Below are 21,186 nucleotides of genomic sequence, written 5' to 3'. Positions count from 1 at the left end.
CCCTGCCCTAATGCGGAAAGACCAGGGTGTAGAGCAGAGCCGCGCCCGACAGCCCCATGATCCCGAAGGTGAGCCAAACAAAGGTGCGCGACCACGGCCCGCCGCGCGAGCTCCCCATGATCGCCCCATTCCCGTTGATCCGCGCGATCACATACAACAGGGGCACGGCGGCGATCCCGTTGAACACCGCCGTATAGACCAGCGCCTTCATCGGATTGACGCCGATGAAGTTCAGTAACAGGCCGATCAGGGTCGCCACGGCGATAACGCCGTAAAAGCCGCGCGCGTCGCCCAGCTTGTTGGACAGCCCCTCCTTCCAGCCCAGGGCCTCGGACAGGGCGTAGGCCGCAGAGCCCGCCAGCACCGGAATCGCCAGCAGGCCCAGGCCGATCACCCCGACCGCGAACAGCACCTTGGCCGCCTGACCGGCGTCGGGGAAAGACTGAACCAGCGGCTCCAGCGCCTTGGCCGCATCGGCCGCCGTATGGATGTCCGTCACCCCGTTGCGGAACAGTACCGATGCCGTGGTCATGATGATGAACCACTGCACCAGTTCGGCCGCCACCATGCCCACCGTAGTGTCCAGCCGCATGTCCGACAGATAGCCCCGCGGCAGCACCGGCCGCCCGTTTTCGCCGACCGGGGTCTTGTGGTCCCACAGTTCCTCTACCTCCTGCGAGGCCTGCCAGAAGAACATATAGGGCGAGATCGAGGTGCCGAAGACGCCGGTGATGATAAACAGGAAGGAGGCCGTGAACTCGATGTGCGGCACGACCGTCGCATAGAGGATCTCCTGCCAGGGCTGGTCGATGATCAGGGCCGTGGCCGGATAGGCCAGCAGGGCCAGCGCCAGCCATTTCAGGAATTTGGCGTAGATGCGATAGCTGACGAACACCTCGAGCAGCAGGACCACGGTCGCCGTCAGCAGGGCCAGGGCCCAGATGGGCGCATGGACGACCAGGGCCGCCGACTCGGCCACGGCGCCGATGTCGGCGCCGATGTTGATGGTGTTGGCCGCCACCACCAGCAGCACGACGCCGACCAGCACCGTGCGCGAATAGTGCTGCTTAATGACCCCGGCCAGCCCCTGCCCTGTCACCGCGCCGATCCGGGCGCAGGCTTCCTGCACCGCCAGCAGCAGAGGGATCTGATAAAGGGCGGTCCACAGTTGGCCGTAGCCGAACTGCGCCCCGGTCTGGGAATAGGTGGCGATGCCGGAGGGGTCGTCGTCGGCGGCGCCGGTGATCAGGCCCGGCCCCAGGACCTTGAAGATCCGCAACAGATCGCGCTTGCGCGGCGCGGCGTCGTCCGGCTCGCCTGCAGGCTTCGGCTCAGGTTGCGGGAGCGGCGGCGTTTCGGACAATCATCACCTGCGAGGACCTGACTTCAACAACGCCAGCCTAGGCTCAACGCTCCAGATGGAAAGAAGGCCGATACAGCCCCCGCAGGAACGCATCCCACGAGATCGACGATACGCGGACGATGGTCCGCCCGGCCGCATAGGGCGCGGAATTTCCGGGACTTTCGGACAGCTGAGCAGATTTTCCTGAAATCGGAAAAAAGCCTGTTGACCGCCTCCGGGGTCCCCCCTATTAGTCCGGCCCTCGGCGGGGCGACCCACCGGGCCCAGGTGGCGGAATTGGTAGACGCGCTGGCTTCAGGTGCCAGTGGCTTAACGGCCGTGGAGGTTCGAGTCCTCTCCTGGGCACCACATTCTCAAGCGGCGTCGTATCCCACGGATACGGCGCCGTTTGTCATTTCAGCCCTGCTTTCCTCATCTACAACGGCGAAGGTTGGCGCTGCGTCCTAGCGATAGCGCGCGGTTCGTCTATGTTGTCGTCCTGATCGACCACCCGAGTTTTCTGCCCATGACTGTTTACCTGCACGAAGGCGACCTGCCCGATGGCCTGGACCTGGGACCGGAGGTCGCGATCGATTCCGAGACCATGGGCCTGCGCTTCCGCCGCGACCCCTTGTGCGTAGTGCAGCTGTCGTCGGGCGACGGCGACGCTCATGTCGTGCGGCTGAACCGCCCAGCCTATGACTGCCCCAACCTGAAGCGGCTGCTGGCCGACCCGAAGGTGCTCAAGATCTTCCACTTCGGCCGGTTCGACATCGGCATGTTTGACCTGCACCTCGGCGTCGAGACGCGTCCGGTCTATTGCACCAAGATCGCCTCCAAGCTGGCCCGCACCTACACCGACCGTCACGGCCTCAAGGACGTGGCCAAGGAACTGGCCGGCGTGGACATGTCCAAGGCCCAGCAGAGCTCGGACTGGGGTTCGCCCGTCCTGTCGCAGGCCCAACTGGACTACGCGGCTTCGGACGTCCTCTACCTGCACGCCATCAAGGCCAAGCTCGATGTCATGCTGGAGCGCGAAGGCCGCGCCGAGCTGGCCCGCGCCTGCTTCGACTTTCTGCCCACCCGTTCGCGTCTCGACCTGGCCGGTTGGGACGAGACCGACATCTTCGCGCACGCCTGAGGAGCACCATGAGCGACCTCGACGCCCAGGAAGCGCGCAAGCGCGCCGACGAGGCCCGGGTCGCCCAGGCGGGCGAGCGCTGGCGCGCGCGCTCCAAGCGGGTGAAGCTGTATCGCCGCGTCCTGCCCATCCTAATCCTGACGCTGGCGGGCGGGGCCCTGACCTGGACCGTGTTCCGCACCGTCATGTCGGGGGTCGAGCGCAAGGCCAGCGAGACGCGCGAGATCCGCCTCGACAACCCCATGTTCCACGGCCAGGACGCCCAGGGCCGCTCCTTCGTCATCGGGGCCCAGGGCGCGATCCGCGATCCGGCCACCGGCTATTTCCGCCTTGTCGGCCCCCTGCTCCGCCTGAACCTCGGCGGCCGCAAGGTGACGGAACTGACGGCTGACGGCGGCACCTATATCGAGACCAGCCGCAAGGTCGTGATCGGGCCGAACGTGAAAATTTCGGACGGCGGCTCCGGCTTCGTCCTGACCACGCCGGAAGCCGTGGTCGACACCAATACGGGCGTGGTGACGGGCGACAAGGGCGTCCAGGGGCGCGGGCCTCTTGGAACCATCGATGCTTCGTCCTATGCGATCTATGATCAGGGCCAACGGGTCGTCTTCAGCGGCCAGGGCGAAAACAAGATGCGGGGCACCATCAACCCCGCGGGATCCGGCAGGTGACCATGTCCAAGTCGAACACCATGATCGCAGGCGCCGCCCTGCTGCTGGCCCTGACGGTCCCCGCGACTTCGGGCGCGCAGAGCACCTCTCCGATCGGAGCTGACGCCTCGAAGCAGCCGGTCCAGTACGGCGCCGACGGCGGCGAATACACGCCCAACGGCTTTTCCCTGCGCGGCCGGGCCGAACTGACGCAAGGCGGCAACCGCCTGCGCGCCGACGCCATCCACGGCGTCACGGCCAACGGCGACCTGAGCCGGGTCGAGGCGACCGGCAACGTCTATTTCGTCACCCCGGACCAGAGCATGCGCGGCGACCGCGCCGTCTATACGCTGGGCAACGCCGAGGTGGTGGTGACGGGCGACGTCATCCTGACCCAGGGCAAGAACGTCCTGAGCGGCAGCCGGCTCGTCTACAACGTCCGCACCGAGACGGCCCGCATGGAAGGCGGCGCCGGCCGCGTCCAGGGCGTCTTCTACCCGCAAGGGAACTGACCCCGCTTGGCGCGCAAGGAACTCTCCGCCCTCAACCTCGACCAGGCGGCCGCCGACGAAGCGCCGGCCCCCGAAGCCGCGGCCGGGGCCGCGCGCCACACGGGCCTGCGCGTCGAACACATCGCCCGCAGCTTCGGCCAGCGCCAGGTGGTCAAGGACGTCTCCCTGACCGTCCAGCGCGGCGAGGTCTGCGGCCTTCTGGGGCCCAACGGCGCCGGCAAGACCACCTGCTTCTACATGATCACCGGCCTGATCCCGGCCGACAGCGGTTCGATCTGGCTGGACGGCGAAGAGATTACCCAGCAGCCCATGTATCAGCGCGCCCGGATGGGTCTGGGCTATCTGGCGCAGGAAGCCTCCATCTTCCGCGGCATGACGGTCGAGCAGAACATCAAGGCCGTGGTCGAACTGCGCGAGAAGACCGCCGCCGGCGTCCGCGACGAGACGACCCGCCTGCTGGAAGAACTGCGCATCGACCATTTGCGCCACGCTCCGGCCACCGGCCTGTCGGGCGGCGAGCGTCGCCGCGTCGAGATCGCCCGCGCCCTGGCCGGCCGGCCCAGCTTCATGCTGCTGGACGAACCCTTCGCCGGCATCGACCCCCTGGCCATCGCCGACATCCGCCACGTGATCCGCTACCTGTCCAGCCAGGGCATCGGCGTGCTGATCACCGACCACAACGTGCGCGAGACCCTGGACATCATCGACCGCGTCTCGATCATCTCGGCCGGTTCGGTCCTGTTCGAAGGCACCGCCCACGAGGCCGTCAGCGATCCCGAAGTGCGCCGCGTCTATCTCGGCGAAATGTACGCCTGACGCCGAGACCTGCTGCCCGCCACGCCGAAGCCGTCACAATCCGTCTGCGCAAACCCTTGCCCCGCAAGGGATTGGCGTCCGCTCACGGCTCTATAGGTCGCAGGGCTGCGGGATCGACTAGGATCAGCGTCCTGGTCTTTGACATCGTCCTCCCGCCGCCTTCGCCCCCGTCACGCCGAAGCCACGCCGAAGCCGTCGCTCAGCCCCCGCCCCGCGCGACTCCCCATTGCACTCATTGCACCAATTGCACTGTTTTTTTCTGATGGCGCGGTGCAATGCGGCGCCCTCTCAGGCGATCCGCCGCCGACAGTCGGCTCGCCGTTCGCCAGACGTTAACGGCTATGCCGCACGATCCCAGCAAGAACCGGGCCAACGAGGCTGGTCGGAGGGATTGAAGCGCCGTGATCGGTCAGAGGCTGGAGGTCAGACAGGGTCAGGGGCTGGTCATCACGCCCCAGCTGCAGCAGGCGATCAAGCTGCTGCAGCTGTCGAATCTCGAGCTGGACGCCTTCGTCGAAGGCGAGCTGGAGCGGAATCCCCTGCTGCAACGCGACGAGGGCGAGGCGGGCGGCGAAGCCACCAGCGAACCTTCCGACGCCGCCGCCTCCTCAGACACTAGCGAACTGCAATTCACCGAACCCTCTGGCGAGGCCGAGCGCGCCATGGACGCCCGATCGGACGACCTCTACGACGACGCCTCGCCCGGCGACCGCGACGCCGACCGCAAGCGCGACGCGGGCGAGGTCGGCGAACAGCCCGGTCTGTCCGACTGGTCCCGCGCCGGCAGCGGCGGCGGCATGGACGGCGAAGGGATGGAGCGGCCGGACACCCGCGAAGCGACCCTGTGGGAGCATCTGCAGGCCCAGGCCTCGTCCGCCGGCTTCAGCGCCGCCGACCACGCCATCGCCCTGACCCTGATCGACGCCACCGACGAGGGCGGCTATCTGCGCGGCGAGTTGCAGGAGGTCGCCGACCGGCTGGGCGTCGATCTGGCGCGGATTGAAGCCGTTCTGGCCGTCTGCCACGGGTTCGAGCCGACTGGCGTCATGGCCCGTTCGGCCCCGGAATGCCTGAGGCTGCAGCTGATCGAGCGCAACCGCTTCGACCCGGCGATGGAAGCCCTGCTGGACAATCTGGAGCTTCTGGCCCGGCGCGACCTGCCAGCCCTGCGCAAGGTCTGCGGCGTCGACGCCGAGGACCTGAGCGACATGATCGCCGAACTGAAAGGACTGACGCCGCGCCCCGGCGCAGGCTTCGGCGGCGAACCGGCCCAGACTGTGGTGCCGGACGTCCATGTCCGTCCCGATCCGGCCGGCGGTTGGCGCGTCGAGCTGAACAGCGAGACCCTGCCCCGCATCCTGATGGACAAGCGCTATCACGGCGTGGTCGTCGCCGGCGCCCGGTCGGACACTGAAAAGGCCTTCGTCGCCGACTGCGCCGCCCAGGCCAGTTGGCTGGTAAAGTCGCTGGACCAGCGCGCCAAGACCATCCTCAAGGTCGCCTCCGAGATCGTGCGCCAGCAGGACGCCTTCCTGGCCTTCGGCGTGGAGTTCCTCCGCCCCCTGAACCTGAAGACCGTCGCCGACGCCATCGGCATGCACGAATCGACGGTCAGCCGCGTCACCTCGAATAAATATGTCGCCACCCCGCGCGGCGTGTTCGAGCTGAAATTTTTCTTCACCGCCGCCATTCAGTCGTCGGACGGCGGCGCCCTTCACTCGGCCGAGGCGGTGCGTCACCGGATCAAGGCGATGATCGACAGCGAGGCCGTCGACGGCGAGGTGCTGAGCGACGACCGGATTGTCGAAATCCTCAACGAGACCGGCATCGACATCGCCCGTCGGACCGTCGCCAAATACCGGGAAGCCCTGCGAATTCCGTCCTCTGTCCAGCGCCGACGGATGCTGAAAGCCGGCTGATCACCCTGCGACGAAGCGTCACCACAAATCGGTGATCGGCGTTGACACCAAACGCAACCCGTCGCGTTCTATGCCTATGCAGATCCAAGTCAGCGGCAAGCAAGTGGATGTCGGCGAAGCGCTAAGCTCGCGCATCTCCCAGGAACTCGAAGAGGGAGTCGGCAAGTATTTCGCCCGTGGCGGCGAAAACGCCGAGGTCGTGGTGTCCAAGGACCGCCACGGCTTCCGCGTCGATTGCTGGGTCCGTCTGGCCTCGGGCCAGTCACTGGTGACCACGGGCTTCGGCGGCGACGCCCAGGCGGCCTTCTCTGACAGTCTCGACAAGCTGGAGAAGCGGGTCCGTCGCTACAAGCGCCGGCTGAAAGACCATCACATCGGTCCCAAGGGCCTGTCGCCCGAGAAGACCGAGAACGCCGCCCGCGAAGTCGCCTCCCTGACCATTTTCCGTAATCCGGACACGGTCGAGGACGAGGCCTTCGGCGACGCCGGAGCGCCCGACGAGCCGCCGCCCGTCGGCATGGTCATCGCGGAAACCGAAGCGGAAATCCGCACCATCACCGTGGGTCGGGCCGTGCTCGAACTGGATATGACCGGCTATCCCATGGTCATGTTCCGCAACGCCGCGCACGGCGGTCTGTCGGTGGTCTATCGCCGTCCTGACGGCAATGTGGGCTGGGTCGACCCGGAACGCACGCTGAACGCCGCGAAGATCGGCAACGGCTCACGAGGCTGAGACTTTCATGCGGAGGGCGAAGGCGCTAGAAGACGCCTCGCCCTTCCGCCAATGTCGGGTTCGAGTTTCGGGGTCATCATGGACATCGCAGATTTGCTGTCGTCGGACGGGATCGTCCTGCGCGGCGGCGCGTCATCCAAACGCCAAGCCTTGCACGCCGTCGCCGAAGCCGCCGCCGGCGCGCTGGGCCTCGACGAAGGCCGGGCGCTGGAAGCGCTGCTGGAGCGTGAGGCTTTGGGCTCGACCGGCCTGGGCGCCGGCGTCGCCGTGCCCCACGCACGCATCAAGGGACTGGACCGCGTCTGCGCCGTCTTCGTCCGCCTCGACACGCCCGTGGCCTACGAGTCGGTGGATGATCGTCCGGTGGATCTGCTGTTCGCCCTGTTCGCCCCGCTGAACGCCGGGGCCGAGCACCTGCGGGCGCTGGCCGCCGTGTCGCGCGCCATGCGTTCGCCGGAGCTGCGCGAGCAACTGCGCCAGGCGCGCACCATCGACGCCGTCCGCGCCCTGTTCGTCAAGGATGTGCCGGCCACCGCCGCCTGAGCCGACCCGGCCCGCGCTCAAGCGGGCCGAACAGCCGTTAGCGCACCGAAATCAATGCACCGACACGGGCGCCAGTTCGTGGGCCATGGCGGCGGCGAAGGCGGTGTCGCGATCCAGCATGACCGCTAGACGTTCGCCGTCGGCGCCGTGAACGGCGTAGAGAATCTGCTCGGGATCGATCTCGACGCCCGGAGCTTCGATATGGGCGTCCACCATCACGTCCGACGCGCGGATGGCGCGCACATAGACAAGGTCTGGGGCGCCCAGACCCGCAAAATCTTTATTGGTCATAATAGGCGTCATAAGACCGCCTCCTTACGCTTGACTAAACGCCCGGCGAGCCGAGCGGTTCGACGACGGGATCAGCCCGTCGTGATGGGAATCCGGCGAATGTTCCGATCCTGTTCGGGGCGGACCAGATCGACGTGCAGCAGGCCGTGCTCCAGCCGCGCCTCGGCGACCTCCAGCCCGTCAGCCAGGACGAAGCTGCGCACGAAGCCGCGCGCCGCGATGCCGCGATGCAGGAAGGCCTGCTCGCCCTTGCCCGCGTCGTCGCGCTTGCCCGCTATGGTCAGTTGGCGGCCTTCCAGGGTGATGGCCAACTCCTCAGGCGCAAACCCGGCCACGGCCAGGCTGATGCGCACGCCCGCTTCGCCGCGCTGCTCGACATTATAGGGGGGATAGCTTTCAGCCGCGGCCTTGGCCGCCCGGTCGATCAGGGCGCGGGTATGATCGAACCCCAGCAGGAAGGGGCTGTCGAACAGGATGGTGCGCGTCGTCATGGGGCCCTCGCAAACAAGCGACCCGACCGTCCGCGTTCCCCCTGAAAGGCAAGAACGCCCGGCCGTTCGCAACAAATGGTTATGCGCGACGATCCGGTCAACGGTGCGGCTAGGCGCCGCAACCGTTCACGTGACATACAGGTTGGAGCCTTCAGTGTAGCGGCTGGTTTTTCGCGGCCCGCCCGCTCCCTCTCGCTCCCCTCTCCCTCTCCAAAGGATTTTTCATGCGCGCCAAGCTCATCGTCACCGGCGTCAGCCTCGTCGCCCTGCTGGGCGCGACCGCCTGCACCACGACCGACCCCTACAGCTCGACGCCGAACCGCAACAACACCGCGACCGGCGCCATCGCCGGCGCCCTGGGCGGCGCCGTTCTGGGCTATCTGACCAACACCTCCAGCGGCGAACAGGGCCGCAAGAACGCCCTGATCGGCGCCGGCGTGGGGGCCCTGGCCGGGGCCGGGGTCGGCCAGTACATGGACCGCCAGCAGCGCGCGTTGGAAGCCGAGCTTTCGGGCACCGGCGTCGGCGTGGCGCGTCAGGGCGACAACCTGGTGCTGCGCATGCCGTCCGACGTGACCTTCGCCAGCAGCCAGTCGAACCTCGACAGCCGCTTCCTGCCGGTCCTCGACGACGTCGCCCGCGTACTGAAGGAATACGATCGCTCGATGGTCGACGTCGTCGGCCACACCGATTCCTCGGGTGGCGACGGCATCAACCAGCCGCTGTCGGAGCGCCGCGCCTCATCGGTCGCCTCCTATCTGATGGATCACGGCGTGATCCGCGAACGCCTCTATGTCGCCGGCAACAGCTCGCGCAACCCGATCGCCGACAACAGCACCGTCGAAGGCAAGGCCAAGAACCGCCGCGTCGAGATCCTGATCCGCCCGTTCACGGGCTGATCCCACGACCACGGCCGCTGAAACTCAAAGGGCGGCGCTCACGCGCCGCCCTTTTTGCGTGTGTGAAGCCTAGCGGGTGCTCTCGGGTCGCCCGATCGAGGTGTAGCGGAAGCCGCGCGCCTTCATGTCGTCGGGCCGATAGACGTTGCGCAGATCGACCATGACCGGCTGTTTCAGCAGCAGTTTGACCCGGTCCAGATCCAGGGCGCGGAACTGGTCCCACTCTGTCAGGATCACCACTACGTCAGCTCCCTCGACCGCGTCATAGGGGCCATCGCGGAAGACGACGCCGTCCAGCAGCTTGGCTGCCTCACCCATGCCTTCGGGGTCGAAGGCCTGAACCGTCGCCCCCATGGCGATCAGCGCCGGGGCCACATCCAGTGACGGGGCGTCGCGCATGTCGTCGGTGTTCGGCTTGAAGGTCAGGCCCAGCAGGGCGACGGTCTTACCCTTCAGGTCTGCGCCGCCGAGGGCCGCCGCAACGCGGTCCGCCATGGCCTTCTTGCGCGCGTCGTTGACCTCGACCGTCGTCTCGATGAGGCGCAGGGGCGCGCCCGCGTCGGTCGCCGTCCGCACCAGGGCCAGGGTGTCCTTGGGGAAGCAGGACCCGCCGTAGCCCGGCCCGGCGTGCAGGAATTTGGAGCCGATTCGGTTGTCCAGACCAATGCCCCGCGCCACCTGCTGCACATCCGCGCCCAGGCTTTCGCACAGGTCGGCCATCTCGTTGATGAAGGTGATCTTCAGCGCCAGGAAGGCATTGGCGGCGTATTTGGTCAGCTCCGACGTGCGCCGGCCGGTGAACAGAATCGGCGTCTCGTTGAGGTTTAGCGGACGGTAGAGCTCGGTCATGATGGGACGGGCGCGCTCGTCCTCGATCCCGACCACGACCCGGTCGGGGCGCTTGAAGTCACCGATGGCGGCGCCTTCGCGCAGGAATTCGGGATTGGAGACCACGGCGAAGTCGGCGTCGGGGCGACGGGCGCGGATGATGCGCTCGATCTCATCGCCGGTGCCGACTGGAACCGTCGACTTGGTGACGATGACCGTAAAGCCGTTGATCAGGTCGGCGATTTCTTCAGCGGCGGCGTAGACGTAGGAGAGGTCGGCGTGGCCGTCGCCGCGGCGCGACGGCGTGCCCACGGCGATGAAGACGGCGTCGGCCGTGCGAATGGCCTCGGCGCCGTCGAGGGCGAAGGACAGGCGGCTGTCACGGACGTTGGCGGCGACCAGATCCTCGAGCCCCGGCTCATAGATCGGCATCCGGCCGGCGTTCAACTGGTCGATCTTGGCCGCGTCCTTGTCGACGCAGGTCACGACATGGCCGAAGTCGGCGAAACAGGCCCCGGAAACAAGCCCGACGTAGCCGGTGCCGATCATTGCGACGCGCATACGGTCATCCTCTTGGTGCAGTCAGGTCGAAATAGCGCTCAAGCATGGCGTTTGCCAGTCGACCGGCGGGGCCGCGACCAAAGAAAAAGGGCGGTCGATCCGAATGGATCGACCGCCCTCAATCTTATCGACCTTCGAGGTCATCGGGACCGGCGCGAACCGGTCCCTCTGAGTCTTAGAAGTTGATGTCGACGGTGGCGCGACGGTTGAGCGGCTCGCGCACGCCGTCAGCCGTCGGCTTGGCCAGGCTGGTTTCACCCTTGCCGTCGAGGGCGATGACGCCGCCGTTGACGCCTTGAGCGACCAGGGCGTCCGCGACGGTGCGCGAACGACGGTTGGACAGGCCGAGGTTATAGGCGGCCGAACCCGAGGTGTCGGTGTAGCCGACGACCAAGACGCGGGTCGGAGCGCCCGACTTGGCGTAGTTGGCGGCTTGCGTCACCACCGAACGAGCTTCCGCCGTCAGGTCCGAGCGATCCCAGTCGAAGTAGACCACGAACTGACGCGCAGCCGGCTTGGCCGGAGGCGGCGGAGGCGGAGGCGGCGGCGGGGGCGGCGGGGGCGGCGGGGGCGGAGGCGGAGGCGGAGGCGGCGGGGGTGCCGCCGGCTCGGCGCCGAAGGCGTAGCGCAGGCCCAGGGTCACGGTGTGGCTCTGGTCGTAGTCGCCGGTCATTTCGCCGAAGGCGTTGGTCGCGGAGCTCGTGAAGGTTTTGAACTCAGCGTCGCCCGTCAGATAGCGGTAGGTCAGGTCGATGTTGGCGCGGTCGCTGAGCGACCAGGCCAGACCGGCGATCCCCTGAGCGGCGAACTTGGTCGAGCTGTCGTCAGCGGCGAAGGCCACGCCCGGGTTCTGACGCAGACGGCCGACGGTATTGACGTCAACGTGGTTGGCGCCAACGCCGAGACCGACGAAGGGACGGATGCCCCACGCCGAATAGCCGAAGTCATAGATGACGTTGGCCATCAGGGCGGTCGACTTGATGTCGCCGTCGGGCGAATAGCAGGGGCCGGTCGCCGGCGTGACATTGCACAGGCCCTGGGGACCCGAGACAGCGCGCACCTTGCCGATGTCGCCCGAGCGGTAGCCGCCTTCGAGCTCGACGCGCCAGTTCGGGTTGAAACGATAGCCGAGGCGAGCGAAGGCCGCCCAGCCGTTGTTCACTTCCCAGTTCCAGTTGGAACCGTTGAGCGACGACTCGGTGTTGATGTCGTCGATGATGTGGTAGCCGGCGTCGATTGCGCCGTACCAGCCGTCCGGCTCAGCCGAAGCGGCGCCCGCCGACAGGGCCAGAGCCACCGCCGCGCTGGATGCCAGGATCAAACTCTTGACGCGCATAGATGCGGCCCTCCGAGATTTTGTTGTTCGTGGACGACGGATACGTCGCCTACCCCACTCCCTATCAGCGTTGCCGTGGGTGGTCGAGCGGCAAACGCCCGATTTACCGAAGGTTGCAACACACCGTGGCCGGAGGGCTACAGGGGTTTAACGGCGCATTAAGATCAACAGACGCCTCGGATATGAGCTTGACCTGTCTTCCCGCCTGTCGTCCACATCCCCGACCGAACGCTCGGCCCCTCAGGATTTCATGACTTCTATCTGCATCGACGGCTTCAACCTGGCCCTGGCCAAGGGGACCGGCATCGCCACCTATGGGCGGAACCTGCTGGACGGCGCACGCGCTGTCGGTTTCGGAACACAAGTCCTCTATGGGCCGGCCGCGCGTCGACGCGACGACAATCTGCTTAACGAAACCGCCTTAGTCGACGCCGAAAGACCGCCGCAACGCCTGAACCGCAAGCAGAAGGTCCAGCGCTTCGCGGACACCCTCACCTCGCGCTACGGTCGGACCGCGCATTCGATCCTGCCCTCGGGCGAGGTGATCTGGCCGGCGCGATCCGGCGGCCGTCCCGCCGCCGACCGGTTCTGGGCCGCGCGCGACCTGTTCAGCCACGCCAATCGCTGCTTCGCCGCCTACGGCAAGGAGACGCCGGTCTCGTTCGAGGCCACGGCCGAGGCGCCTGCGCCAGACGTCATGCACTGGACGGCGACCCTGCCGCTACACGCGCGCGGCGTTCCCAACATCTACACCATCCACGACCTCATCCCCCTGCGCCTGCCGCACACCACCCTGGACGACAAGGCGACCTATCGGGCGCTGTGCGAAACAATCGCCCGCCGTGCCGACCATATCGCCGTGGTGTCCGAGACGACCCGCCAGGACGTCATCCGCCTGCTGGGCGTGGACGAAGACCGGGTGACCAACACCTATCAGGCAGTGAGCCTCCCCGAAAAACTGACCTCCCGCAGTCAGGCGGACGTCACGACGGAACTGGAGGGTGTCTTCAACCTGGGCTGGAAGGGCTACTTCCTGCATTTCGGCGCCATCGAACCCAAGAAAAACCTGGGACGGATCGTCGAAGCCTATCTGGCGTCGGGCAGCCAGACGCCGCTGGTCATCATCGGCGGCCGGGCCTGGCTGGACGAGGGCGAGACCGCCCTCTTGAACCAGGTGAAGCGCGACGGCGGCCCCAGCGCCGACCGCATCCGCCAGTACGAATACATGCCCTTTTCCATGTTGATCAGCCTGATCCGGGGGGCCAAGGCGACGCTGTTCCCCTCGCTTTATGAAGGCTTCGGCCTGCCGGTGCTGGAATCCATGGCCCTGTCGACGGCGGTGCTGACCTCGACGGGCGGGTCGCTGCCTGAAGTGGCCGGCGACGCGTCCGTGATCGTCGATCCCTACGACGTTCAAGCCATCACGCGCGGCATCCAGGCGCTGGACGCCGACGAGGGCCTTCGCCTGGACCTGCAGACGCGCGGCGTCCTTCAGGCAGCGAAGTTCAGCCCGGAGGCCTATCAGACGCGCCTCACGGACCTCTATCGCAAGGTCGGGGTGTCGGCCGACTGACATGACCACCGCCCTCACCGCTCCTGACCGACTGACCCACCTCCAGCGACTGGAGGCCGAGAGCATCCACATCCTGCGCGAGGTGGCGGCCGAGTGCGCACGCCCGGTCCTGCTCTATTCGATCGGCAAGGATTCGGCGGCCCTGCTGCATCTGGCCCGCAAGGCCTTCTATCCGGCCCCCCCGCCCTTTCCCCTGCTCCACGTCGATACGACGTGGAAGTTCCGCGCCATGTACGAACTGCGCGACCGGATGGCGGCCGAAAGCGGCACGCGGCTTATCGTGCACCACAACCCCGAGGCCCAAGCCCAGGGCATCAATCCTTTCGACCACGGCTCGGCGGCCCACACCGACATGTGGAAGACGCAAGGACTGAAGCAGGCCCTGGACCTGCACGGCTTCGACGCCGCCATCGGCGGCGCGCGCCGCGACGAGGAGGCCAGCCGCGCCAAGGAACGGATCTTCTCCTTCCGCGGTCCGGGCCACCGCTGGGATCCGCGTCGCCAGCGTCCCGAGTTGTGGAGCCTCTACAATGCGCGCGTCGCGCCCGGCGAGAGCATGCGGGTCTTCCCCCTGTCCAACTGGACCGAGATGGACGTGTGGGAATATGTGGCGCTGGAGAACATTCCTGTCGTGGACCTCTATTTCGCGGCTGAACGGCCTGTGGTCCGGCGCGACGGCGCCCTGATCGTGGTCGATGACGAACGGATGCGGCTCAATCCTGACGAGACGCCCGAGATGATGTCCGTTCGGTTCCGCACCCTCGGTTGCTACCCTCTGTCCGGCGCGGTCGAGAGCGAGGCGGCGACGCTGGAGGCCGTCATCGCCGAGATGCGCGCCTCGCGCAGTTCCGAACGCCAGGGCCGGCTGATCGACCGCGACCAGGCGGGGTCGATGGAGAAGAAGAAGCAGGAGGGCTATTTTTGACCGCGACCCTGCCTCAGCCTCAGCGCGACCTGCTGCGCTTCATCACCTGCGGATCGGTGGACGACGGCAAGTCGACCCTGATCGGCCGCCTGCTGCATGACGCGGGCGCCGTGCCCGACGACCAGATCGCCGCCCTGAGCGACGCCGACGGCCGCCTCGACTTCTCCCTGCTGGTCGACGGCCTGCTGGCCGAGCGCGAACAAGGCATTACCATCGACGTCGCCTATCGCTACTTCTCGACGCCGCGTCGCCAGTTCATCGTCGCCGACACCCCGGGACATGAGCAGTACACCCGCAACATGGCGACCGGCGCCTCGACCGCCGACGCGGCCGTCGTCCTGGTCGATGCGCGCAAGGGCGTGCTGACCCAGACGCGGCAGCACAGCCACATCGTCTCCCTGCTGGGCGTGCGCCATGTTATCCTGGCCGTGACCAAGATGGACATGGTCGCCTGGTCGCAGGATGCCTTCGACGCCATCGCCGCCGACTACCTCGCCTTCGCCGAGGCCGCCGGCCTGCCGACGCCGACCGTCATTCCCGTCTCCGGGGTGAACGGCGACAACCTCGTCCGGCGCGGCGAGGCGGCTGAATGGTATGTAGGGCCGACCTTGCTGGAGGTGCTGGAAAACCTGCCGGCCCCCGTTGTCACGGCCCGCCCCTTCCGCATGGCCGTCCAGGGCGTCAGCCGGCCGAACCTCGACTTCCGGGGCTATTCGGGCCGCATCGCCAGCGGCGCCGTCGCGGTCGGAGACGCGGTCGCCGTCTCGCCCTCGGGCGTGCGATCGCGCGTGGAGCGGATCGTGGTCCTGGGCGGCGACCTGCCATGGGCCCAGGCAGGCCAGTCCGTCACCCTGACATTCACCGACGAGATCGACGTCACGCGCGGCGACGTTCTGGCCGCCGCCGACGCGCCGCTGGAGGCCGCCGACCAGTTCGAAGCCACGCTCGTCTGGATGGCCGAGGCGGAGATGATTCCAGGCCGGGTCTATGATCTCAAGATCGGCGCCCGCACCATCGCCGCCCAGATCACCGACATTCGTCACCGCGTGAACGTCAACACCCAGGAAAAACTGTCGGCCCGCACCCTGGTTCTGAACGACATCGGCGTCTGCCACCTGTCGCTGGGCCAGGACGTCGCCTTCGAGCCCTATGCCGTCGACCGCGAATTGGGGGCCTTCATCCTCATCGACCGCATGACGCGGGCGACGGTCGGCGCGGGAATGATCCGCTTCGCCCTGCGCCGCGCCCACAACATCCATCGCCAGGCCATCCGGGTCGGCCGCGCCGAGCGCGCCGCCCTGAAGGGGCAAAAGGCCGCCGTCGTCTGGCTCACCGGCCTGTCGGGGTCGGGCAAGTCCACCATCGCCAATCGGATCGAGGAGCGGCTGACCGCCGAAGGGCGCCACGCCTATCTGATCGACGGCGACAATCTGCGTCATGGCCTCAGCCGCGACCTCGGCTTCACCGAGGCCGACCGGGTCGAGAACATCCGCCGCGCGGCCGAGGTCGCCAGGATGATGGCCGACGCCGGCCTGATCGTCCTGGTGTCGCTGATCTCGCCCTTCCGGGCCGAACGCCGCATGGTCCGCGAAATGATGCCGACCGACGAGTTCCTGGAAGTGTTCATCGACGCGCCGCTCGACGTGGTGGAGGCGCGCGACGTCAAGGGGCTCTACGCCAAGGCCCGGCGCGGCGAGATCGCCAACTTCACCGGCGTCAGCAGCCCCTACGAACCGCCGACCGAACCGGATCTGCACCTGCGGACCGACCGGATGACCGCCGAGGAGGCGGCGGAGGCCGTGATCGCGCGGCTGCGCGGGGATCTCAGGCCGGCTCCCTAATTTTTTGGCACGCAATCAAGCGACCGGCGACCTTCGAAAAGGCGACGGAAGTTTCTCCGCAACCCGGCTGCGATCGCTTGCGCTTGCGACGGCGCGGAGTATGGTCGCGGCGTGATCGGCCAACGGTAAAGGCTGTTTCGCGATAGATTTCTCTCGCGCCCGGCGCGCCTCAAATGCCCTGATGTTCGAACCTCTCGTCCGCCATTTCAAAATCGTCGGCGCACTCATCATGCGTGAAATGGCGACGCGCTTCGGACGCGAAGGGCTGGGTTTTGCCTGGGTCGTCGGCGAGCCGTTGATCTTCTGCTTCGGCGTCATGGCGCTGTGGACCCTCACCAAGCCGCCCTATGAGCACGGCGTCCGCATCGCGCCCTTCGTCATGACCGGCTATATGTCGCTGATCCTGACCCGCCACATGATCGGCCTTCTGGGGGGCGCGCTCCAGGCCAACCTGGGCCTGCTCTATCATCGCCAGATCGCGCCGCTTCACATCTTCGCCGCTCGCATCGTGCTGGAGTTGGGCGGAGCCACGGCGGCTTTCTTCATCATCTATGTGGTGCTGCTCTGCCTCAAGCAGGTCGGGCTGCCGCATGACTATCTGCTGCTCTATGCTGGCTGGTTCCTGCTGGCGTGGATCTCCTGCGGCTTCGCGCTCATTCTCACCGGCCTGGCCATGCGCTATGAGACGTTCGAACGTGTCGTCGGCTTGATCAGCTACATTCTGATTCCGGTTTCCGGCGTCTTCTTCATGGTGTCGTGGCTGCCGCCGAGCGTTCGCCACCTGTATCTCTACGTCCCCTTCCCTCACGGGGTGGAGATGATCCGGGCGGGGGTCTTTGGGGAATTCATTCCGACCTACTACGATCCGCTCTATGCGCTCGCGGTGGGCACTGTTTTCAATATTCTGGGTCTGCTGCTGATCGCGGGTGCCCGGGACCGCATCTCGGTTGAATAGAGACATCGTCCGATTATGAATCACATCGCCCAGAAGACGAATGGCTGACACCAACCTGACCTATCTCGGCGCGGCGGATGAACCGCACGCCGCCCGTCCGGCCAAGCGCTCCTGGCGCAAGCGGCTGCCGTTGGGCTTCCTGATCGTGGTCGGGATCCCGACCCTCGTGAGCGGCATCTACTACGGCCTGATCGCCTCGCCGCGCTATGTGTCGGAATCCCATTTCGTGGTCCGTTCCGCCAGTTCCAACCAGCCAACGGGCCTGGGCATCGCCCTGCAGGGCGTGGGCATTTCCAGCGGCATGAACGACGCCTTCGCGGTCCATGAATACATGGCCTCGCGCGACAGCGTGAAGGCGCTGCAGAGCCGCTTCAATCTGAAGGCCATGCTGGACGGCTCGAAAATCGACTGGTTTTCGCGCTCGCCGCGCCCCTGGGAGGGCAAGAGCGAGGAAGCGCTCTACAAGGGCTTCAAGCGGTTCCTGACCGTCGGCTACGACGCCACGTCGGGCATCAGCACCGTGCGCGTGGAGGCCTTCACCGCCAAGGACGCCCAGGCCATCAACGCCGCCATGCTGGACAGCGGCGAGGCCCTGATCAACCGCCTCAACGAACGCTCCGCTGCCAACGCGGTCCGCGACGCCCGCGTGTCCTACGAACAGGCGCGCGGCGAACTGGCCGCGTCGCAGCAGGCCCTGACCGCGCTGCGCAACAGCGCCCAGTTCATCGATCCGCGCGCCGCCGTGACGGAATCGACCGGGGTCATCAGCGGCCTGCTGGTGACCATCGCCCAGCTGCGCGCCGATCGCGCGCAACTGGCGTCGGAGGCTCCGTCGAGCCCGCAACTGCCGGTCCTCGACAGCCGTATCGCCGCCTATGAGCGCCAGGTCGAAGAGGCCCGCGCCAAGGTCACCGGCGGCGCCTCGTCGCTGGCGCCCAAGGTCGGCGTCTATGAGGAACTGACGATGCGCCGCGAAATCGCGGACAAGGTCATGGCCCAGGCCACCGCCGCCCTGCTGACCGCCGAACAGGACGCCCGCCGCCAGAAACTGTATCTGGAGCGCATCGTCGCCCCCAGCGAACCGGACAAGCCGACCGAGCCGAAGCGCTGGCTGGCCCTGCTGACCATCTTCGCCTCGTCACTGCTGGTTTACGCCGTGGGCTGGCTCGTCTGGGCCGGCGTGCGGGAGCACAGGCAGGACTGATGCAGACCCCCGAGGCTCCGGGCCTGCGCGTCATCAACGTCGGAAAGACCTATCACGGCGCCGCCAAGCCCCTGTTCCAGAATATCAATTTCAACCTCGGCAAGTCGGGGCGGCTGGCGATTCTCGGCCGCAACGGTCAGGGCAAGTCGACCCTGATCAAGATGCTGGGCGGCGTGCTGCTGGAATCCGAGGGGCGTATCGAATGGCGGATGTCGTCGTCATGGCCGATCGGCTTCGGCGGCGGCTTCCAGGGCAGTCTGTCGGGCTTGGACAACGTCCGCTTCCTCGCTCGGCTCTATGACCGCGACTTCCGCGACATGCTGGCGCGGGTGGACGACTTCGCCGAACTGGGCAAGGCGCTGCGCGATCCGGTCAAACACTATTCCTCGGGCATGCGCGCGCGTCTGGCCTTCGGCCTGTCGCTGGCCATCGAGTTCGACTGCTATCTGATCGACGAACTGGTCGCGGTGGGCGACGCCCGCTTCCAGCGTAAATGCCAAGAGGCGCTGTTCGAGCACCGTGCCCACCGCGCCTTCCTGATGGCGTCCCATGACACCCATCTGATCGCCAGCTACTGCGATCAGGCCCTTATCATCGAGGGCGGCCAGGCCAAGATGTTCGACGACATCGACGAGGCGGTCGAGGTCTATACTTGGCTGCGCGCCGCGTGAGTCAGCCTCTCTCTTCGACCGCACGATGGATCGTCGTTCCGACCTTCCGCAACGACATCGCGTGGCGGGCCGCCGTGGTGGCCGCCGCCGCCGAGGCCGGACTGCGGCTGCATGATCTCGACGCCTTCCCCCAGGACGCGCCCCTAAGCGATCCAGGGACGGTCATCCTGACCGCCGACGCCCAGCGCGCGGTCGAGGCGGGCGTCACGGCCCTACATCTCGCCGGCCTGATCGCCGCCCCCGGCATGCGGCTCAGCGACGCGGACGACCCTGACGCGCCGCCGCCCCACATCGCGGTGCTGACGGACCTAATGGCCCGCACCGCCCTATTGCCGCCGGATCGACTGTTCCGCAGCGCCGACTTCGACGCCGGTCCGGTCGAGGTCCTGCCGGGCGTGAAGGTGCATCGGCCGGCGCCCGCCCCGACGGACACCCCTCTTTCGCCGCGCCTGCGCGCGGTGACGGAGGCGGTCGCCCTGCTGGACCCGGCCCGGCCCCAGGCGGTCTGGGCGCCCGAATTATTCAACTACGATTCCCGCACCGTGCCGGGCGGCGCCCGCGGCCAGCTGGATCTGACCGGCCGTCCGCGCTTCATGATCACCGGCCCCTACATCACCCTGCCGCCGGGCCGCTGGCGGGCGACCTACCGCCTGACCTTCGACGCCAAGGGCAGCCGTCCGCGTTTCCGTGTCGACTGGGGCAGTCAGACCGACTTCATCTCTAAGGAATTCACGCCCGGTCGCGCCGGAGTGTTCGAGATCGTCCAGGAGTACGACTGGACCGAGCGCGCGCCTTGCGAACTGCGAATCATCGTTCTGGAAGGGGTGTTCGACGGCCGGATGACCTTTAGCGGCGCCCAGATCAGCCGGGTCGGCTAGAACGTTCCCAGACGGGCCAACCCCTTGGAATCGGCGACCAGCGGCGCCCACCAGACCTCGTTGTCGAGGTACCAGCGCACGGTCCGCTCCAGCCCTTCGACGAAACCGACCTCCGGCGTCCAGCCCAGTTCCTGGCGGATCAGGCCCGCGTCGATGGCGTAGCGGCGGTCGTGGCCGGGCCGATCCTCGACCATCTGGATTCGCTCCGCATGTCCACGACCGTCCGCAGCGGGCCGGAGCCGGTCCAGCACGTCGCAGAGGGCGTGGACCAGTTGCAGGTTGGTGCGTTCGGCGTCGCCGCCGACGGCATAGGTCTGGCCCGGCGACCCGCGCTCCAGGATGTCGGCTAGGGCGCGGGCGTGGTCGTCGACGAACAGCCAGTCGCGCACGTTGCGGCCGTCGCCATAGACCGGCAGGGTCTCGCCACGCAGCGCGCGCAGGATCATGGTCGGGATCAGCTTCTCGGGAAACTGCCGGGCGCCGTAGTTGTTCGAGCAGTTGCTGATGATTGTCGGCAGGCCGAAGGTGTGGCCCCAGGCCCGGACCAGATGGTCCGACGCCGCCTTGGACGCCGCATAGGGCGAGCGCGGGTCATAGGGGCTGGTCTCCGAGAACCGCCCTTCGTCGCCCAAAGATCCGAACACCTCATCGGTCGAGACATGCAGGAAGCGGAAGGCGTCACGCGCCGGGCCCGATAGTCCGCGCCACGTCGCCAGCGCCTGATCCAGCAGCACCTGGGTCCCCACAACATTGGTGCGGACGAAGACGGCGGGGCCGTCGATCGAACGGTCGACATGAGTCTCGGCGGCCAGATGGGCCACGGCCTCGGGGCGGAAGTCAGCGAAGACGGCGGCGACGGCGACCGGATCGGCGATGTCAGCGCGCACGAAGCTGTAGGCGGGATCCGCTTCGAGTTCGGCCAGCGAGGCCTCGACCCCGGCATAGGTCAGCAAGTCCAGAACGTGGACCTCATGGCCGCGCCCCAGCAGATCCCGCGCCAGGGCCGAACCGATGAAGCCGGCGCCGCCGGTAAGCAGTATCCGCACGATGCTCTCCTTGGCCGCCGACCGGACCGAG

At 67.2% G+C, this 21,186-nt stretch carries 21 protein-coding genes and 1 tRNA gene; 16 read left to right on the top strand and 6 right to left on the bottom strand.

The annotated features are described in order from the left end of the window. Positions 1-7 precede the first annotated feature (7 nt). Positions 8-1,363, bottom strand: coding sequence for an NRAMP family divalent metal transporter (locus AC1DJ5_RS05755; RefSeq protein ID WP_477019964.1), 1,356 nt, complete (start codon positions 1,361-1,363; stop codon positions 8-10). Between the two features lie 261 nt (positions 1,364-1,624). On the opposite strand from AC1DJ5_RS05755, the gene AC1DJ5_RS05750 reads away from it, so the two are divergent. The 8 genes from AC1DJ5_RS05750 to AC1DJ5_RS05715 all read left to right on the top strand — a co-directional run bounded on the left by AC1DJ5_RS05750 (position 1,625) and on the right by AC1DJ5_RS05715 (position 7,656). After that, positions 1,625-1,711: transfer RNA gene (locus AC1DJ5_RS05750), tRNA-Leu, on the top strand. A gap of 157 nt (positions 1,712-1,868) precedes the next feature. Next, positions 1,869-2,483 carry a ribonuclease D gene (locus AC1DJ5_RS05745; protein WP_477019963.1) on the top strand — a complete coding sequence of 205 codons (615 nt, stop codon included), beginning with the start codon at positions 1,869-1,871 and terminating at the stop codon, positions 2,481-2,483. Between the two features lie 8 nt (positions 2,484-2,491). Further along, positions 2,492-3,154 carry an LPS export ABC transporter periplasmic protein LptC gene (gene lptC / locus AC1DJ5_RS05740; protein WP_441454234.1) on the top strand — a complete coding sequence of 221 codons (663 nt, stop codon included), beginning with the start codon at positions 2,492-2,494 and terminating at the stop codon, positions 3,152-3,154. A 2-nt stretch (positions 3,155-3,156) separates the two neighbouring features. Beyond that, positions 3,157-3,645, top strand: a complete 489-nt coding sequence (locus AC1DJ5_RS05735) for an LptA/OstA family protein (protein ID WP_477019962.1) — start codon at positions 3,157-3,159, stop codon at positions 3,643-3,645. Between the two features lie 6 nt (positions 3,646-3,651). Continuing rightward, the gene (gene lptB, locus AC1DJ5_RS05730) at positions 3,652-4,461 is read left to right on the top strand and encodes an LPS export ABC transporter ATP-binding protein (RefSeq protein WP_441454235.1); all 810 of its coding nucleotides are present in this window, start codon (positions 3,652-3,654) and stop codon (positions 4,459-4,461) included. Between the two features lie 401 nt (positions 4,462-4,862). Then, positions 4,863-6,380 carry an RNA polymerase factor sigma-54 gene (rpoN, locus tag AC1DJ5_RS05725; protein WP_441454236.1) on the top strand — a complete coding sequence of 506 codons (1,518 nt, stop codon included), beginning with the start codon at positions 4,863-4,865 and terminating at the stop codon, positions 6,378-6,380. 76 nt (positions 6,381-6,456) lie between these two features. After that, a complete protein-coding gene (gene hpf / locus AC1DJ5_RS05720; protein ID WP_441454237.1) occupies positions 6,457-7,113 on the top strand; it encodes a ribosome hibernation-promoting factor, HPF/YfiA family in 657 nt (218 codons plus the stop codon). Between the two features lie 78 nt (positions 7,114-7,191). Then, entirely contained in the window at positions 7,192-7,656 is a 465-nt protein-coding gene (locus AC1DJ5_RS05715) for a PTS sugar transporter subunit IIA (RefSeq protein ID WP_477019961.1), read from the top strand. A 51-nt stretch (positions 7,657-7,707) separates the two neighbouring features. Here AC1DJ5_RS05715 and AC1DJ5_RS05710 read toward each other — a convergent pair whose 3' ends face one another. Both AC1DJ5_RS05710 and AC1DJ5_RS05705 read right to left on the bottom strand, forming a co-directional pair. Further along, on the bottom strand, positions 7,708-7,959 hold the full coding sequence (locus AC1DJ5_RS05710) for a DUF1150 family protein (protein WP_477019960.1): 252 nt from the start codon (positions 7,957-7,959) through the stop codon (positions 7,708-7,710). A gap of 59 nt (positions 7,960-8,018) precedes the next feature. Then, positions 8,019-8,438: an Hsp20 family protein gene (locus AC1DJ5_RS05705; protein WP_441454240.1), complete on the bottom strand. Its 420-nt coding sequence runs from the start codon at positions 8,436-8,438 to the stop codon at positions 8,019-8,021. Positions 8,439-8,662: 224 nt separating this feature from the next. Here AC1DJ5_RS05705 and AC1DJ5_RS05700 point away from each other — a divergent pair, with 224 nt between their 5' ends. Next, positions 8,663-9,337, top strand: a complete 675-nt coding sequence (locus AC1DJ5_RS05700) for a YiaD family glycine zipper/OmpA-like lipoprotein (protein ID WP_441454241.1) — start codon at positions 8,663-8,665, stop codon at positions 9,335-9,337. A 69-nt stretch (positions 9,338-9,406) separates the two neighbouring features. Here the strand turns inward: AC1DJ5_RS05700 and AC1DJ5_RS05695 are convergent, their stop codons facing one another. Together AC1DJ5_RS05695 and AC1DJ5_RS05690 are read right to left on the bottom strand one after the other, a co-directional pair. After that, the gene (locus AC1DJ5_RS05695; RefSeq protein ID WP_441454242.1) at positions 9,407-10,726 is read right to left on the bottom strand and encodes a UDP-glucose dehydrogenase family protein; all 1,320 of its coding nucleotides are present in this window, start codon (positions 10,724-10,726) and stop codon (positions 9,407-9,409) included. A 175-nt stretch (positions 10,727-10,901) separates the two neighbouring features. After that, a complete protein-coding gene (locus AC1DJ5_RS05690) occupies positions 10,902-12,062 on the bottom strand; it encodes an OmpA family protein (RefSeq protein WP_441454243.1) in 1,161 nt (386 codons plus the stop codon). 250 nt (positions 12,063-12,312) lie between these two features. Here AC1DJ5_RS05690 and AC1DJ5_RS05685 point away from each other — a divergent pair, with 250 nt between their 5' ends. From AC1DJ5_RS05685 to AC1DJ5_RS05655, 7 genes are all read left to right on the top strand, one after another. Beyond that, the gene (locus tag AC1DJ5_RS05685; protein WP_477019959.1) at positions 12,313-13,635 is read left to right on the top strand and encodes a glycosyltransferase family 4 protein; all 1,323 of its coding nucleotides are present in this window, start codon (positions 12,313-12,315) and stop codon (positions 13,633-13,635) included. Between the two features lies 1 nt (position 13,636). Next, positions 13,637-14,560, top strand: a complete 924-nt coding sequence (gene cysD / locus AC1DJ5_RS05680; RefSeq protein WP_477019958.1) for a sulfate adenylyltransferase subunit CysD — start codon at positions 13,637-13,639, stop codon at positions 14,558-14,560. After that, on the top strand, positions 14,557-16,401 hold the full coding sequence (gene cysC / locus AC1DJ5_RS05675; RefSeq protein WP_477019957.1) for an adenylyl-sulfate kinase: 1,845 nt from the start codon (positions 14,557-14,559) through the stop codon (positions 16,399-16,401). The genes cysD and cysC overlap by 4 nt, the downstream gene beginning before the upstream one ends. A 181-nt stretch (positions 16,402-16,582) precedes the next feature. Then, positions 16,583-17,356 (top strand): ABC transporter permease, encoded by a 774-nt coding sequence (locus tag AC1DJ5_RS05670; RefSeq protein ID WP_441454247.1) that lies wholly within the window; start codon positions 16,583-16,585, stop codon positions 17,354-17,356. A gap of 40 nt (positions 17,357-17,396) precedes the next feature. After that, the gene (locus tag AC1DJ5_RS05665) at positions 17,397-18,560 is read left to right on the top strand and encodes a KpsE/RkpR family capsule polysaccharide export protein (RefSeq protein ID WP_441454248.1); all 1,164 of its coding nucleotides are present in this window, start codon (positions 17,397-17,399) and stop codon (positions 18,558-18,560) included. After that, positions 18,560-19,231, top strand: coding sequence for an ABC transporter ATP-binding protein (locus AC1DJ5_RS05660; RefSeq protein WP_441454249.1), 672 nt, complete (start codon positions 18,560-18,562; stop codon positions 19,229-19,231). Before AC1DJ5_RS05665 ends, AC1DJ5_RS05660 begins: the two co-directional genes overlap by 1 nt. Beyond that, positions 19,228-20,109, top strand: a complete 882-nt coding sequence (locus AC1DJ5_RS05655; protein WP_441454250.1) for a hypothetical protein — start codon at positions 19,228-19,230, stop codon at positions 20,107-20,109. Before AC1DJ5_RS05660 ends, AC1DJ5_RS05655 begins: the two co-directional genes overlap by 4 nt. Here AC1DJ5_RS05655 and rfbB read toward each other — a convergent pair. Next, positions 20,106-21,155, bottom strand: coding sequence for a dTDP-glucose 4,6-dehydratase (gene rfbB, locus AC1DJ5_RS05650; protein ID WP_477019956.1), 1,050 nt, complete (start codon positions 21,153-21,155; stop codon positions 20,106-20,108). The two genes, AC1DJ5_RS05655 and rfbB, sit on opposite strands and share 4 nt — an antisense overlap. Positions 21,156-21,186 lie beyond the last annotated feature (31 nt).

It is taken from the genome of Brevundimonas sp. 01N35, from assembly GCF_056399785.1.
This window is presented reverse-complemented; position numbering and strand designations above follow the sequence as displayed.